This is a genomic window from Shewanella metallivivens, assembly GCF_028750675.1.
GTDB classification, from domain to species: Bacteria; Pseudomonadota; Gammaproteobacteria; order Enterobacterales; family Shewanellaceae; genus Shewanella; species Shewanella metallivivens.
This window is the reverse complement of sequence record NZ_JAQQPZ010000005.1, coordinates 160,908-177,057: the sequence shown is the minus strand read 5'-3', so window position 1 is coordinate 177,057 and position 16,150 is coordinate 160,908. Positions and strand designations below refer to the sequence as shown.

Annotated in this window: 12 protein-coding genes and 2 pseudogenes; 12 read left to right on the top strand and 2 right to left on the bottom strand. The window is 40.4% G+C overall.

The window, feature by feature from the left end; genetic code table 11:
* Positions 1-18: 18 nt before the first annotated feature.
* Together PQR79_RS08855 and PQR79_RS08850 are read left to right on the top strand one after the other, a co-directional pair.
* Entirely contained in the window at positions 19-627 is a 609-nt protein-coding gene (locus PQR79_RS08855; RefSeq protein WP_238106402.1) for a hypothetical protein, read from the top strand.
* A gap of 11 nt (positions 628-638) precedes the next feature.
* Positions 639-815, top strand: coding sequence for a hypothetical protein (locus PQR79_RS08850; RefSeq protein ID WP_170756290.1), 177 nt, complete (start codon positions 639-641; stop codon positions 813-815).
* Between the two features lie 565 nt (positions 816-1,380).
* Here PQR79_RS08850 and PQR79_RS08845 read toward each other — a convergent pair.
* On the bottom strand, positions 1,381-2,847 hold the full coding sequence (locus tag PQR79_RS08845; RefSeq protein ID WP_238106401.1) for a DASS family sodium-coupled anion symporter: 1,467 nt from the start codon (positions 2,845-2,847) through the stop codon (positions 1,381-1,383).
* Between the two features lie 410 nt (positions 2,848-3,257).
* Between PQR79_RS08845 and PQR79_RS08840 the strand changes: the two genes are divergently transcribed.
* From PQR79_RS08840 to PQR79_RS08795, 10 genes and pseudogenes are all read left to right on the top strand, one after another.
* Entirely contained in the window at positions 3,258-4,151 is an 894-nt protein-coding gene (locus PQR79_RS08840; RefSeq protein WP_238106400.1) for a YHYH protein, read from the top strand.
* Positions 4,138-4,722, top strand: a complete 585-nt coding sequence (locus PQR79_RS08835) for a toxin-antitoxin system YwqK family antitoxin (RefSeq protein WP_274408451.1) — start codon at positions 4,138-4,140, stop codon at positions 4,720-4,722. The genes PQR79_RS08840 and PQR79_RS08835 overlap by 14 nt, the downstream gene beginning before the upstream one ends.
* Positions 4,697-5,368: an SCO family protein gene (locus tag PQR79_RS08830; RefSeq protein ID WP_238106398.1), complete on the top strand. Its 672-nt coding sequence runs from the start codon at positions 4,697-4,699 to the stop codon at positions 5,366-5,368. The genes PQR79_RS08835 and PQR79_RS08830 overlap by 26 nt, the downstream gene beginning before the upstream one ends.
* A gap of 508 nt (positions 5,369-5,876) precedes the next feature.
* Positions 5,877-6,140, top strand: a pseudogene (locus PQR79_RS08825) (secondary thiamine-phosphate synthase enzyme YjbQ); the annotation flags it as partial.
* Between the two features lie 147 nt (positions 6,141-6,287).
* Positions 6,288-7,454, top strand: coding sequence for a tyrosine-type recombinase/integrase (locus PQR79_RS08820; protein WP_238106397.1), 1,167 nt, complete (start codon positions 6,288-6,290; stop codon positions 7,452-7,454).
* A complete protein-coding gene (locus tag PQR79_RS08815) occupies positions 7,451-9,856 on the top strand; it encodes a hypothetical protein (RefSeq protein ID WP_238106396.1) in 2,406 nt (801 codons plus the stop codon). Before PQR79_RS08820 ends, PQR79_RS08815 begins: the two co-directional genes overlap by 4 nt.
* A 9-nt stretch (positions 9,857-9,865) precedes the next feature.
* Positions 9,866-11,956 (top strand): site-specific integrase, encoded by a 2,091-nt coding sequence (locus tag PQR79_RS08810; RefSeq protein ID WP_238106395.1) that lies wholly within the window; start codon positions 9,866-9,868, stop codon positions 11,954-11,956.
* The gene (locus tag PQR79_RS08805) at positions 11,956-12,630 is read left to right on the top strand and encodes a hypothetical protein (RefSeq protein WP_238106394.1); all 675 of its coding nucleotides are present in this window, start codon (positions 11,956-11,958) and stop codon (positions 12,628-12,630) included. Before PQR79_RS08810 ends, PQR79_RS08805 begins: the two co-directional genes overlap by 1 nt.
* Before the next feature lie 203 nt (positions 12,631-12,833).
* Positions 12,834-13,271, top strand: a complete 438-nt coding sequence (locus tag PQR79_RS08800) for a VPA1267 family protein (protein WP_238106393.1) — start codon at positions 12,834-12,836, stop codon at positions 13,269-13,271.
* The gene (locus PQR79_RS08795; protein ID WP_238106392.1) at positions 13,268-15,427 is read left to right on the top strand and encodes an AAA family ATPase; all 2,160 of its coding nucleotides are present in this window, start codon (positions 13,268-13,270) and stop codon (positions 15,425-15,427) included. Before PQR79_RS08800 ends, PQR79_RS08795 begins: the two co-directional genes overlap by 4 nt.
* Before the next feature lie 62 nt (positions 15,428-15,489).
* Here PQR79_RS08795 and PQR79_RS08790 read toward each other — a convergent pair.
* Positions 15,490-15,963 (bottom strand): annotated as a pseudogene (locus PQR79_RS08790) (IS3 family transposase); the annotation flags it as partial.
* Positions 15,964-16,150: the final 187 nt, after the last annotated feature.

Here is a 16,150-nt window from a genome sequence, read left to right as displayed (position 1 = left end):
GTATTTTATGGAGAGTCTGTGAGTATTTGTCTAACTATTTCAAAAATTGACTGGGCAATAACTAAGGATGTGTTTACGATTATTGGAACAATCTCAGCGATTGTTATTGGTGCAATTGGATTAACCACTTGGCGCAGACAATTGAAAGGCACAAGCGAATATGAAGTAGCTAAAAAAGCGATATTACTTACATATGAAATTGAGCAAGCCATCCAAGGTGTACGAAATCCCATGTTACACCTTCCAAAAGACGAAGTTGAGTCTGGACGTCGTCTAGAAGCTGAACAACAAATATATGCAGATCGCTTCGTCATTTTAGAAAATAAATGGGCTGAATTACAAACTATAAAACTTGAATCTAAGGTTATCTGGGATAACGCCGCAGCTGAAAGTTTTAATGAAATCAGAGATATTATTGGAAAATTAAGAGGTGGTATTTGGCTTCACTTCTGGATGAAGGGTGCATATGCCGGCCCAGGTGCCACCGTGGATAATAGTGCTAAACGTAGAATAGAAAATGATAAAATCGTGTACTACACATCTGAAGATGATGAATTTACATTAAAAATAAAACATGCTGTAGAGCATGTTGAGAATTTCTTTAAAGACAAAGTACGCAGCAAATAAAGGAGTAATTTATGGCGACTTGGGACACTACAAAATACGTACAAGAGTGTGATAAGTGTGGCAAAAAATATAATGTAACTAAATACGAGCAACCAGTGAGAGAGAAAGGCCGCTTTAATTGCAAATGCGGCAATGAGCTTGAGCGTTGGAATGGTGGTGTGGATTACACATTCACTGAAGCAGAGTAATAAAAAATATAACAAATAAGGATAGGCCGCGCGTAGCCGCGTCCTTATCCCGATTGTTGAACAAGCCCGAGTGATACCTTTATAGTGTAAATATTGGCGTAAGAACTTACGCTTTTTAGGTGTGTGCTTAGCCGTAACATTTTTTACTAGCCGCAAAGAGCATTTTTAATTATTACATCATCACTAAAACCAAATTAATTTGACAATTTTTCACTTCAATCATATAGTCAATTTTAGTCAGTAATTGCATATTTTGAATATGTAAATTCCTGCAACCTAAGGAATTTAAACGACTTATTTTATATTTAATACGGAAGCCTTGGGTTCAAATCCCTATCCCTCCGCCACATTATAATAAAAAGGCCTGCTATTCATTGCGGGCCTTTTTATTTGGGCTAAAAATAGGCCTTTGAACCCACGGGTTCCTTTTTGTTACAAGCAAACTATCCCTCCGCCAAATTAAACGAGAAAAACTCATCATAAATGACGAGGTTTTTTGTATTTTTCACATTTGAACTCGAGGGTTATTTTTACTTTTCTTGGCTCGATACTGTTTGGGTTTTATTTACCAAAACCCCAGCGCTTTCCACCAAAGCCCGCCAACTACGCCCCAAATGGTTAAATTAACCACACTCATGATTAAGCCCATTAGCCACCAATTTTCCATTGATACGTAACCTGAGCCAAAAATAATCGGTGAGGTACCTGTAGCATAATGGGTTAATGACATCATTAAAGAGGATGCACCAGCAAGCAGTAAACCAAGGTATAACGGTGGTGCGCCTAAGGCGATACCTGCAGCAAAAAATGCGGCAAACATGGCGGTAATGTGTGCGGTTGTACTCGCAAAGAAGTAATGCGCGTAGAAGTAAACCACCACCAGGATAATAACCGACACCATCCAGCCCACTCCTAGCTGAGCGATATTGCTTTCAACCACGCCAGAAAACCAAGCCACTAAGCCGAGTTTATTTAAGAAGGTTGCCATCATCACTAAAGCTGAAAACCACACTACAGTGTCCCAGGCCGCTTTCTCTTTAAGCACATCCTCCCAGCTGAGTACGCCACTGATCAACAAAATTGATAACCCTAAGAACGCAACGGCTGTAGTATTTACCGCAAAGGCTGGACCTAAAATCATGGCAGGTACGCCAGCCCATAAAATTAATAACAAGCCAAATACACTGATCATGATTTTTTCAGCGTAAGACATTGGCCCCATGTCGGTCAGTTTATCTTTAGCAAACACGCTGGCGTCTGGTGTACGTTTAATTTCGGGTGGGTAAATTGCGTAAATAATTAACGGCATCAGCGCAATACACAATAAGCCGGGTAATAAAGCTGCCAGCGCCCAGGTACCCCACGTAATACTAATATCGGCACCTGTGGCATCGGCAATTAACTTTACAATTAATGGATTCGGCGCTGTGGCGGTAATAAACATTGCTGATGTGATCGGGTTGGTATGATAATTCACTAAGGCAAGGTAATGACCTATTTTTCTTGATGTACCTTGCTCTGGCGATGATCCAAAGCTGGTCGCGATGGATTTCATTATTGGGTGAATAATCCCGCCTCCTCGGGCTGTATTGCTTGGCGTTACAGGGGCAATAACTAACTCTGACAATGCAAGTGCATAACCTATACCAATGGTCTTGCGACCAAACAAGGAGATAAAGTAATAGCCGATACGATTACCAAGACCGGTTTTAGCCAATCCTCGCGAGATAATAATCGCAATACCAATTAACCAAATAAGCGAGTTTGAAAAGCCGCTTAACGCATCTTTAATTGCTTCAGAGGGGCTGTCGTTGGTCACCCCTGTGAGTGCTACAAGCGTAATGGCTAATATTGCAATTGCCCCAATCGGCATTGCTTTACCGATAATGGCGACAACTGTGCCCACAAATAACGCCAGTAAATGCCATGCATTGGCTGATACGCCTTGCGGTGGAGCTACGATAAACCAAAGAAACAAAATTATCGCAATTGAAAACAAGCCTGGAATAACACGAATATCAGTACTTTTCATTGCCGCATCCTTAGGGTGAGAATACACCGTTAACATGAAGAGATCTGTGCTTTGGGGTGAGTCACTTTTTTGTAGAGTTAACGCGATAACTTGATACTAAGTCTTTGTGATAACTAATTTTGTGAAGGAATTCTCATTGTTGCTATGCGTTATGATTCGTTGAGCAATAATCGTTACAGCTTACTGCTAACAACTGTTAAACAAGCAAAAACACTTTTTGATCTCCGTGAGACAAGGGCAAGCAGAATACTTTTGCTCACGATGATCAGTTACATCTGAAGTATGATTGTAAAGGTGTTAACTTAATTAACATAAAGAGATACAAAACTGCTGGTTATTCATAATTTCTGTGTAGTTTCTGCACATTTCATTGTTAAGCTTTGTCTTATGTTTACACCATGAGATATCACATGAAAAACCCACATTTACGTTTACTAACCATTGCGCTTTCTTGCTCTTTGCTGTTGAATTTGCCTGGTTGTGGCGGTACCGAAGATACCGATACCGCTAGCTCGAGTACAACTGATACTGTGACAGACACAGACACAGACACAGACACAGACACAGACACAGACACAGACACAGACACAGACACAGACACAGACACAGACACAGACACAGATTCAGGCGCAGAAGATTCGGGCAGCGGTATTTTACATACCGCGTATTACGAATTTGATCAAGATAACGTCAACGTGGTGCTCAGTGGCACTAAGGTTGTGATTGAAACCAACGGGTTACCCAACCATACTTCCCCGTACTGGTCTACTAGCAATGAGTTACATGTGGAACCCACTGTCACTTCTTACGCAAAAATGGCGCCTGGCTATATCGATGACTTTGTTGGTACTTATACATTAACCGTTGATAACTCTCCATCTAAAGCCAGCACAACCTCAGCAACAGGGCTTGGTGCTATTGGTATTGCCGTGAGTGGCGCGGTTATTTATAACGATGAAGAAGGCCCTGGTATCCCGTTAGATGATGCTGCAACCAGTCTTGATTTTAATGGCGCACATACCGGCCCGCAAAGTTATCATTATCACTTGGAACCGATTTCATTTTCAGACGATGATTCAAATTTAATTGGTGTGATAGCCGACGGTTTCTTTTTATACGGTCGTAAATGTAACTCCACCGGTACTTACCCAACAGACTTAGATGAGTCGGGTGGTCATACGTCGATAACCCAATTTGCTCAAGATGCTGAATATCATTATCACATTCAAAATGAGCTTTATTTAGGCTCGTACTACATTTTATTCCCGGGTAATTATCAAGGTTCGGCCAGTGCTATACGTTAAGTCTTTACTGGTTATCATTGGCTCAATACTGTTAGCTTTATTGAGTTATTGGCACTTTTTTACAGTAGAAACTGGGCCAATAGCAAGTCAACACATCAGTATTTCGCATACAACAGGGCTTAGAATGTACCAAAACATCCCTTTTACGGGGGATGCAGTAACCTTCTATCCCAATGGGCAAATGGCAAAGTTAGCCCATTTTGAACAAGGCCTGCGAGACGGGTTTCTACGCCAATGGTTTGAAAACGGCACCTTAGCGTTCGACTCTCATTATGTTGCCGGTGTGCTAGAGGGCATAACGCAAAGTTGGTGGAGCAATGGCAACATGCGCTCGGAGTCGGTTTATCGTCAAGGTAAGGTTAACGGTACGTCGTTGCAATGGTATGCCACTGGTGAGTTGTTTAAAAAGATGAATTATGTTGATGGGCTAGAGGTCGGTTTACAGCAAGCCTGGCGTCGTAATGGTAAGCTTTTTAGTAATTATCAATATGTTAACGGGCGAGTGTTTGGCCTTAAACGTTCAAATATGTGTGTAGGATTAGAAGATGAAGAAGTGGTTGAATCTGATTAATGTGTTAATGGCTGTGTTGGCTGTTCAGTTCGTGGCTATGCCAGTGGTGGCTCAGCCCAGTGGCGACCCCGCGTTGGCCGAGCTACCTTATTATGGTAGTGCTGAGTTTACTCCACATTGGTTTAAGCCTGACAGCCCTGAGTTGGCTGATTTTCATCAGGTACCTGCATTTAGCTTTATGGATCAGCAGGGTGAAATAGTCACTCAAGATACGGTAAAAGATAAAATCTATGTGGCGAGTTTTTTCTTTACCCGCTGCCCTGGTATTTGCCCTCGAATGAAATCGCAATTGTCTAAAGTTCAAAGTGAATTTATTGATGATGACGACATTATGATTGTGTCTCACTCTATTCAACCAGGTAATGATACGGTAGAAGTACTGCAACAATATGCTCAAAAAAATCATATCGATGCTGCTAAATGGCTGTTAGTCACCGGCGATCGTGAACAAATTTACTCGCTTGCCAAAAAGGCTTATTTTGCCAATGAAGACTTAGGTGAATATGTCAGCAAAGAAGATTTTTTACACACTGAAAACTTAGTGCTGGTGGATAAAAATAGACATATTAGAGGCATTTATAATGGTTTAAACAATACCTCTGTTGCTAACTTGATTACCGATATAAAAAGCCTAATGAGCGAGTAAGCATTATTTTTATAAGCCGTTTTCGTATGTCTGAATGAGTACGGAAACGGCTTAAGTTACTTGATGACCGATTTAGACGTTATCATGACCAATCAATTTAGCCCTGCCATCTCTTGTTAACCTTCAGCCTCCACAGGAGCATGTCGAAATCAAACCCTTTTCGTGATTATCTGCCTTTCTGAACAGCCATATTTGGTCAATCAACCCATTTAGTCACTTTCCGCACAGATCACTTAGCCTATATGCATTTAGCGAATCAGCATTCTAACCCGTGATCATGCTGATTCATGCTGTTGTTGATGTTTTCTGTGTAATCAATACTATATTGCTGTTATTTACACGGTATTTTCTATCGAAGGCTTAAACTTGAGTGTATGCTCTAGGTTGATTGCGTTAGTGACTGTGATGCTCTGTTTGTTTTTTCGCGAGAGTATTTACACCGAGCCAACGTGAGCATTTTATTGTCATCGTGAATTAAGCTTGGCTTTGGTTATTTAAGGTTTTCGCTATGTGGATACAAAAAAGCATTACGCTAACACCCAAAAAACGCGGTTTTCATCTTATTACCGATGAGGTGGTAAAGCATATCCCTCAACTTAGCGACATTGATGTGGGCTTAATGCATGTATTTATTCAGCATACTTCGGCTTCTTTAACCATTAACGAAAATGCAGACCCGACAGTACGCGGTGATATGGAACGCCATTTCAATGTACTTGCACCAGAAGGTGCGCCTTACTTTAAGCACACTTATGAAGGCCCAGATGACATATCTAGGAACTGTATATAAGCGAGATCAGTAGGAGGTCGGAATTCATCACTTTTTCGAGAATCACAAAGTGTACGAAATATTATTTTGTGTTGAACTAATTCTTTTTCTATGTATATTGTGAATCTTTGCCTATAATTGGATCTCACGATGAAAGAGCGTTTCGTTAGCAAGAATATTGAGTTTGTTCATGTGGGGCGAAAGCTCAAGACCACTGTTATTGCAGATGCAGAAACTGCGGTGCTTCATGCACCAGCCTCGTGTTATCTATTGAGTCTGTCGCTTGCACGTAAATCAGAAAACACAATCCAAAAGTACGCCTCGCAAATCAAGTCATTATTAAACGAAATGGCTTTCGATCCAAATATTACGAGTTTTGACGATATTACAGATGTGATTATGTCAAACTATCTCGAATTAGTTTTAATGGGAGAGCGTGAAAATACCGCTTCGACTATAGATCAAGTAGAGACAACATTAGCGGGATTCTTTGAATTTCTAAAGGTTCAAGGTTTTGCTGAGAAAGGACACCGTTTTACTTTCGCTTTGTCACAGGAGGCTGAACTAATTCGAGCTAAAACTCGGGGGCGTCAGAACTCCCATGATCCCTATAAGCTTTCAGAACGCTACATACCTGAGTCTCAGTTTGATCTATTTCTAAAATATGTAGACGGTAAAACCTCCTATATAAAGGATCGAAACGAAATCATGATGCGACTCGCCTATGAAACCGGATGTCGGTGCCATGAGGTGACCTCTTTTAATAATTTCAGTTTGGTTGAGGTTGAAGCTGCGATAAAGAAAAGTAACAGCAATAATCTAAATGAAACTTACCTAAACATAACAGGAAAAGGTAAAAAACTTCGTAAAATATGTATTGAGCCTGCTTTACGGCGAAAAATTGAGGAATTTATTCGTCGTTACAAAACATGTTTTAACGGGCAATTGATTTGTTCTACAGATAGTAAGCAGCTTAACAGTCAATATGCATCAACCATATTTGAACGAGCCAAGAATAAACTTATCAAAAGTGCGCCTCTTAAAGACGCAGATCGATGGCAGAGCAATACAGGTTGGACATATCACGCATTTCGCCATTCATTCGCAACTAACCTAGGGCTTCGTATAGAGAGTGGGAAAGAAAAACTAGGTCGAAGTTTTCTTATGGATCGTTTAGGGCATCGCCATCCTCAAACTACGGTTATTTACCTTCATTTTGCAGCAGGTCTTTTAGGTAAATTGCGTGAAACGGATAAATACGAAGAGGAGATGCGGAAGAAAATGTTCATATATGATCGGGAGGAGTTCTCGGCATGATAGACGACAAAAAAATACCTCTTAGTCAATTATCAAATGGCAGTGATAAAATACGAAATGTTCAGTTCGCGGTGGATCGTATCGTGTGGAAAGTGGGCGAGCCTACTCAGTTCCCATCTAACTTGTTGGACGATTCCTTTGCAAAGGCTTTAATAAAGTACTTCAATTCACCTTATTTTAGAAAGAACGTCAGCGAGTCATCCTCATTGAGTCATTATAGGAGATCTGTAGATGTTTATTTAGCTGTTATGTCTTTTAATAATTTCACAGAAACGCCTGTGGATAGCATATATCATTTAATAGAGGCTTACCTAAAAAAACAAGTAGAAGACAAAGTTCTTTCGAGCACTTTGGAATATCGGATTTACAATGCAATAAAGTCACCTGCACATACGCTCTCAAAAGTACGTGTTACCACGAGAAAGCAAAAGAATTTACCGCTTCTAAGAAGCATCGATTTTACTGAAGATGAACGTCTTTCATTAGTGTTGGCGGGTAAAAATGCTAATAAAAAAGCCAACCCTGAAAAAGATGATAAGTCAATAAACGCAAGAGTTGGCGATATTATTGATCAGCTTGAACTTGGTTTTGAAGATGCTTCAGCATTTATGATTAGCATGCGTGCTTTCTGTGCATTTTATATTTCTGAATGGGGGGCTATTCGAGACGCGATTTTCGAACAATTTCCTAACGAGATAGCTCGCCATATTGCAAGGTATGAGGCAGGTAAAGACTGCCATATGTCGAATGCTGTGATAGAAGGGAATAAATCCTCTGGAATCTCTTTATTTAATCCTCAGGTTTGTTTTGATATTACAAAGGGGATCAATCATCCACTTTTGACGGAACGTTTTGTCACGGAGTATATGGCCGTAAACAGTGGCAAGAAAAATTTGAGTGAAGCGGCTAAAACTATATGGGATTGGTCTTCTAAACAATCCACATCAAGCGAGTATGATTGGATAAGTGTAATTGAAAAACAGTACACAAGTACGTCAAGTCTACGGGCCAGAAAGCTTTGCTATGCAAGTTCAGACTATACAAAAAAACTCGGCGGCGATCTTTATAAGAACACTGAAGAGCAATTTCGTGGAACCTTATTAAGTGTTTTCCCTACAAAGGAGATTCTAGGTATTTCTAAAGCCGAAGAGATCTGTATGGCTTGTATATTATCCTCGGATCGACATCAGCCTGCTAATCTTAGATGGATGACCCTCGGTGATATTACTGTTACCGACAATTCCGTGTCAACCATCATTGATGTTGATTCGTTTAAGCGGCGAGCATCGCTAACAAGTGGTCGAGATTACGATGATTTAAATGAAGACTATTGTTCGTTTAATGTTGATTCAGGCGAAACCTATAAAAGAAATCAAGGTATTTACAATGCTTTATTATGTTATCGGGATCAATTATTACGCAGTCATTCATTAGGAATGAGCGAGAAGGAAAAGCAATATAGAGAAGACGACCTATGGATGTTTGATGGGATTCGTTTTTCTAATAAGACTAAAATGAATGGAGCTGCATTGGTTGGTAAATACTTTAAATTCTTTAGAGGTTATGAATCAAATTTCGGTATAACTCTCTGCGCTATAGAAGGAACGCTGTCTAATAAATATGTCTTAGAAAAGTGTCCTCAGGCTGCGCTGTTTCTAGAAAATGTCTCGAAAATATATGAGCCCAATCCAACAAAAGTTAACCCCGATACAGGGGTTAAGCCTTTAGCAATGAATCTTATTTCGAAGGCGGCTTTAAACCTTAAAGCCGCGAAGCGTTATTCATCTGCGGAAATAACTGTAAAGGATATTTCGCGAATAGAAGTCGATGATCGACATAGCGTTTTAGCCACAGAGCGTGACGCAGCACTTGACTTTCATACACCCAAAACCAGAACCCAGTATGTTGATAAACTACCTGACTACTTAACAGAATCAGTGGACTTTGGGGCTAGGGTTGGTGATGAGTTTGTTAGGATGGCAAAGGAGTTGTCGCTTTCAGAGTATAATTCATCAGCGGTCATGAGCATGGCTGATATACGGGCGAAACTGGGTATCCAAACTACCGCAGAAAAAGAAATTGAGCAGTTAAATGATTTATTCTCAAAACTAAATAATGAAGGTGCGGTATTTAACGATTTAGGGATTATTAAAGAAAGAGATCAGAAAATAATCATTATTCGCCATCCGATTGTTATTGCAAAAATAAAGAACGAAATAGCTGTGATTGATAAGCAATTATATAGGCTGGGTTACAGTAATAGCGAGCGCGTCAAAAAAGCGTTAGTAAAATATATGTATCTCAATATGATATTACGTGAGAAGTTTACGCCAGCTGAAATAAAAGAGTCGGATGATCTTTATGGCGATGTAGAACTTCCTTCTGGTGACATTCTTATATAGGCGGTTTGTATGATTAACGAACAATTTTTTTCATCGTTGCCTGATTCATATTCAGTAAAAGTTGAAGAGGCTAAGTCACTATTGCTCTCTGATAGTTGGGAAGTCGTTGACTTAAGTAGCTATGCAGAGGATCGTTTAGGTAATCCGATCATTGGCGAAGACGGATTACCTGTTTATGTATCAGCAAAAGTTAACATTAAAGAAATATATGAAGGAATGCCTACAGAGTTTGAGCTGTCTGTAAAACTCGACCTTTTAAATCAATACAAACATAACGATGGGTGTATTCAAGCTAAGCAAAGCAGCTTTAAAACGAAGATTCATCACTATAAAGTTATAAAACTTACAATGCAAAGAGCGGGTTTAAGATACTTAAAAGAGATCAATTACGAAACGCTTAAGCGATTCTGTGATGAAATGCTGAAGCCCAACAATGATCTGAGAAGCCAAGGTTCAAATTCATACAAATATGGGATCATCGCTCATGCTTCTTTTGTAAAAGTCATATCTACCCTCGGTAATATGACGGTTAATTCGACGATACACGGTCTCATTGATTATCCGTCTATACAAGTAGTTCCTGAAGAGTGCATTGTTTTAGTCAAAGATTCAGTATCCGAATATGTAGAATATAATACATGGCTAGAGTCTGGAACGCATGGCACTATGCCGCTTGAAGTTGCCATAGTTATCCTCAGCGAAGCGTTAGAGTATTTTGAAAAGCCCGAACTTAAACGAATATTAGCTTTGGTAGCAGCTGTATCCAAGCTCTCTCACTATAAAAATATAACCGAAACTGATGCACTTAGAGCTGCTTTAACAAGCTTTATTGAGGGTCGTTATGGTCGTGACAAGAATGGCTTTTTTAACTGGGTAACGAGATCTAGAGCTGGTATGGCGCGGCCTATAAAAATGCGAAGATCGAATAATGTCTCAGATTTAGCTTGCATCTACTTTGACCTATGTGACGAATACGAAGTTGATTTTCAGTTTGAAAAACCATTAGAAAGTATTGATGATTTAAGCCTTAGAGTTAGGCATGCTTTTTATCGTGTATCTGCATCGCTCTCGGCCTTAACAGGTGTGCGATGGAGTGAGTTAGCATCTTTGAAAAATGACGCTTTTGAGTTTTCTAGTACTCGCGGTAAGTTTAAATCTAAGATTAAAAAAACAAATAACAATTCTGAGACCTATCGTCCTGTCACTATTCATGCACAGCCAATAGCGTGGATTTCGAATGGATTATCGCAACAATCGGCGATACATGGCGATGATACCGTTGCGCCATGGCTCCTAAAGGCAACTTTACCATGGCAGAAGCAGCCGGTCGCTATTAATGGGTTATCTTGGCACGATACCGGTGAAAATAAGTCTATGGGAGGGTTTTATCGTGAACTGTTGAGTGAATTAATAAGCGATTATGATTCAGAGGGTATTCCAATTTCTTCTCATCGTTTTAGACACACCTGGGCAGAACTCGCTATTAGACGATTCGATGGTAACGTTCCTGAGGCTATTCGAAACTATTTTAGGCATTGGTATGGCTCTTTTATGACGATGGATTACATTCGTGAAAAAATTAAAGCTGACTTGCCCGAGATAAATCGAAGTTACATGAGAGAGCTTGTTCATCGCATTGCTAAAAATGAACATGAGTTTTTCGGGCCAGCGGCTAGATACATGCTGTCTTTAGTTCAGGATATAGATGTGCTTGATCCTACACAAGTTGATGAGCTACTCAATCAATTTGAGATGATTAAAGTCCATGAACATTCATACTGCATGATTCCAAAGCAGTATAAATCTCAAGCAAAGTGTTGGGATAAGGATACTAAGACCCCAATCTACGGCGATGCATGCTGGAACAATTGTGGCGGATGTATGGGAAGATTTACGCTTGGTAATGATGGCTCGGCCCATAAAGACGCAATAATGCGTGTGGGTATGACTGCGCAGGAAATGATCAACACCAATAAATCGCAAGGGCTTGATAACCTAAACGGATACTGGAAAAACCAGTTAAAGCGGGCTGAAGCTGCATTGAGAGAACTGAGTGTTCAAACCGAAATAGACGATGGCACGAATGAAGGAAGTGTTTGATGGGAATATTTGATCTTAAACGCATTGATAAAGCCCATTCATATCCTGACTGGGTTGTGAATGATAATGAGCGTAAAGTTTATTATGCGATAAATAGGCGTGCTGAAGAGATCACTCTTCTTATAAGTAATTCGGTTAAGCCTCTATCACCTTCGGAAAAGAAGATTAAGAAATCTGTTATCTGTTTGGAATTGGGGTTAAGCGGTTCATACATTGCTAAGCATAATCAATTAAATGATTATGTGGACGGTCAACAGAGGCAGGTAAATCGTTTATCTGACGGTCTTAAAAAAACTAAACAGCAGGCTGATTCTAATAAGAAACGCCCAGAGGCGATGAATAAACCTGAGTTGGTTTCTGAAGTTAAAGAACTACGTCAAAAATTAAAAGAGAGAGACAGTGAGTTATATATCGAGCAAGTTAAGCATTTGCTCGATGCTGGCTTGTCGGAGACACAAATAGCAGTTAAAACTCGTATAGAAAGACTCAATAACGAAGTTTCGTCAGCGAATGAGCGCTTAGCGAAGGTGACATCGGCGTTAACTATATTGCAGGGCGAAGTGGTTAAATCGCACCGAATTAATAAGACTAAGAGTGAATCAGTATTGTCATTGCTCGATAATGCTTCTGATCCTGAAGAGATCGTTCGCATATTGCGGGTGAGTGAAACGTAGTTTTTATTGCTAGTAAACTAAGTGGTACTCACTTGTGTTCTATAAGCGATTAAGTGATAACAGGGCTTTAAACTTCGTTAAATATTGTAGATCTAGCAGAAGACAAGAGACGTAAACGAATGTGAATGGTTAATTATGAGCCGCACCAATGCTAAATTTATCAATCTACTCAGCAATAAACTGACACTTTAAGGAAACTGACAATGGCTAGCGGTCTACAAAAAGCACAGCAAAACCTCGATGCGTTTTTGAAGTGGGTGGCAACGCAACAAGATGATGACTTTAAACAAATAGCCTTTAGAGGTCAGTTAAGTCGTGTTGAAGTAGCTAAAGCGGTCGGCTGTGGTAAATCAGCTCTAAATCAAAATCCTGAATTACGAAAGCACTTAAAACAACTGGAAGACAACCTGCGCGATAAAGGTGTACTGCCACCTCTGACTGAATCAGCAAAAAATGAGTCTGGTAAGCCAAAACAATACAACAATACATCAAACAGGAAGGCACTTGACTCAAGACGTTTGTCATCACTGGAGGCTGAAAATATTGAATTGAAAGCAAAAGTGAATGAGCTTGAAGGTAAACTTAAACGTTTCGGTGAATTGTCAGAAACTTTGTCTGAAATGGGATTCATGCCGCGATGAATACTGCCTTAAATGAAGAACTGTTTCGCGTCACCAGCATCCCATACAACTCATCCACGATGGTGATATTCACCGGTGTACCACTCAATAAAAGCTCATACAGAACCCACAGTGGTAGATACTATGTCACGATAAAAATAAATCCTGACGCATTGCCTACACAGCCTGCATTTGGACAGTATTGGTCTGTAACCGGAGAAAGAAAAATCCAAGACATGGATACGGGTGATTACGTTATGAAGCAACATGTCTATGAGTCACCTGAGCGTGTTGAATGTTGTTTGCCAGAAACTGGTGAGCAGCTAATTAACTTCATAGCGAGAGAAAACGACTTTAAGGGTATTGGTGAAAGCAAAGCCAGAGCGCTCTGGGAACTTCTAGGTAAGGATCTTTATTCAACCTTGAGTAACGACTCTCCAGAATCAAGATTGTTGCTTAAAAACGTTTTGAACGAGGATTCTATTAATGCATTGTTTGAGGGATATGCTAAATACAAAAATCTTGCCCATTGCAATTGGATGTCCGAACACAAAATACCTGCTAGTGTTCAGCAGCGTTTGCTGAAATATCACAGTGAGCAATCCATTGAAGCGATTAAGCAGAACCCATATGTGTTAATTGGGTTTGGAGTAGGATTCACAGAGGTGGATTCTATTTCTCAAGCGAAGCTTGAGGTCACTACCAATGATGACAGGCGGTTGAGCGCAGCGCTTGAAATAGCGATACGTAATGAAATTGAGAAAGGCCATACCTACACGGTACAAGCCAATTTACGCCCTTATTTAACCAAACTACTCAAAGACAAAGAGTTGGTTGCCAAAGCGTTTAAAGCTGGATACGACAAAGCTCAATATTTATTAAATCAATCAACAGGAACCTATCATCCAACGGCTCAGTTATTGATGGAAAATGTCGTTACTAAACGACTTAAAGCACTTGCCAGTCAAAACAACTTATATGACGAACATGCAAATTCTGCATATTGCTATGCAGTTGGAGAGCTACCTTATGAGTTAACCAAGAAACAAACAGAGGCGGTCATTACCTGCCTTGATAACGCAGTAAGCTGTATCACTGGTGGTGCAGGGACAGGTAAAACAACAGTTCTAAGAACAGCATTGCGTGCATATTATGCAATAGGGTTTGAAATACATGCAGTAGCTTTAAGTGGCCGTGCAGCCATGCGCTTGCATGAATCAATCGGTTTTATGACTTCCACAATTGCAAAGTTACTGCGAAATGAACCTATTGATTCAGATAAACAAAAACATCTGCTTGTTATTGATGAAGCCAGCATGATTGATTTGCCGACCATGTACCGCCTGGTCAACCATATTCATCCATCTGTTCGTATTATCTTTACAGGCGACCCAGACCAGTTACCACCTATAGGTTGCGGCAAGGTACTTGCCGATATCGTTCTGTCTAAAGCCATTGCTAACACCATGCTAGATATCGTTAAGCGCCATGAAGGTTCAACGGGCATTGCCGAATACTCCAAGCTTATTAATCAAGGCATCGTACCTGAGAAACTAAGTACGGGCGCTATTCACTTCCACGAAACGACAAAGAGCGACATTGCTCAAGTCTGTTGTGACTTGTATCAGCAATCACCTGAAAATAGTCGTGTTATGGCACCGACCAAAGCACTCGTTGCTGACATTAATAAACTCATTCAAGAGTCTATTAATCACGATGGCTGTCTGCTTGAGTTTAAAATTAATGGTGAACTCTTTTTTCAAAACCTGCGCCTTAACGACTCCATATTATTTACTCAAAATATCTATGACAAAGGCATTCAGAATGGATCGCTAGGTGTCCTCACCAGTGTCGAGTCATCTGGAGAGAGTTATGGTGAAGTAACGCTTGATACAGGAGATAAGATTGAAGTAACTCAAGCCGTGCTGGATTGTATGGAGTTGGGTTACGCAATAACGCTTCACAAAGCTCAAGGTTCGCAGTTCCCGTGTATTATCATCGCGTTACTGAAAGGTAGAATCGTTGACAGAGCATGGTTATATACTGCTATTACTAGGGCGGAAACAGAAATCCATATCGTTGGTACAGAAGCGGATTTCAGAGCGATTACAGAAGCACCGAGCCATTCACATCGTCGAAATAGCTATCTTATTGAGCTTTTAAAAGGATCAAAATAAAACTTCGACTATTTGAAGTGATTGACCTGGTCAACTGAATTCGGTCACCCTAGTTAAGTTCGTTAAGCGACTTCTTTTATCTGCTTATCCATACGCTCAAATTCATTGGGACTTTGGTAGTCAAGGTATGAATGCATTCGTTGGCTGTTGTACCACATGGTGATGTAATTCATGACATCTTGCTGGGCAGCATAACGCGTTCGATAGTTTCGCCAGTGAACCCGTTCCTGTTTCAAACTGCCAAAAAAGCTTTCTGCTACTGCATTATCCCAACAACATCCTTTTTTACTCATACTGCCTACAAATCCATGTGTTCTCAGTATTCGTCTATATTGATGACTCGCATATTGAACACCTTGATCTGAATGTATTATCAAGCCCGCTTTAGGTTTTCTTTGCCAGATGGCCATTGTTAGCGCATCACAAACAAGTTGCGCTTTCATTCTGCTATCCATGCTCCAGCCGACCACTTTACGGGAATAGAGATCGATTACGACGGCTAAATACAGCCATCCCTCTGAAGTCCATAGTAGAGTAAGAGGCAGAGCGTAGTCGAACTATTTCTCTGCTTCTCCTCTCCGAACCGTACGTGCACCTTTCAGCGCATACGGCTCTCCGCTTAATTGTGGCTAACAGCCATGGCAACATCGCTATAGCGAGACGTGACAGTATTTCTAATTTCATCTCTGAGGTAGGGATTTGCTTCTGGTGCTCGCCATCTAA

Bases quoted from the DNA above. Each gene is read 5' to 3' on its own strand.
- PQR79_RS08850 (WP_170756290.1), top strand. From the start codon at position 639: ATGGCGACTTGGGACACTACAAAATACGTACAAGAGTGTGATAAGTGT.
- PQR79_RS08845 (WP_238106401.1), bottom strand. From the start codon at position 2,847: ATGAAAAGTACTGATATTCGTGTTATTCCAGGCTTGTTTTCAATTGCG.
- PQR79_RS08840 (WP_238106400.1), top strand. From the start codon at position 3,258: ATGAAAAACCCACATTTACGTTTACTAACCATTGCGCTTTCTTGCTCT.
- PQR79_RS08830 (WP_238106398.1), top strand. From the start codon at position 4,697: ATGAAGAAGTGGTTGAATCTGATTAATGTGTTAATGGCTGTGTTGGCT.
- PQR79_RS08820 (WP_238106397.1), top strand. From the start codon at position 6,288: ATGAAAGAGCGTTTCGTTAGCAAGAATATTGAGTTTGTTCATGTGGGG.
- PQR79_RS08815 (WP_238106396.1), top strand. From the start codon at position 7,451: ATGATAGACGACAAAAAAATACCTCTTAGTCAATTATCAAATGGCAGT.
- PQR79_RS08810 (WP_238106395.1), top strand. From the start codon at position 9,866: ATGATTAACGAACAATTTTTTTCATCGTTGCCTGATTCATATTCAGTA.
- PQR79_RS08805 (WP_238106394.1), top strand. From the start codon at position 11,956: ATGGGAATATTTGATCTTAAACGCATTGATAAAGCCCATTCATATCCT.
- PQR79_RS08800 (WP_238106393.1), top strand. From the start codon at position 12,834: ATGGCTAGCGGTCTACAAAAAGCACAGCAAAACCTCGATGCGTTTTTG.
- PQR79_RS08795 (WP_238106392.1), top strand. From the start codon at position 13,268: ATGAATACTGCCTTAAATGAAGAACTGTTTCGCGTCACCAGCATCCCA.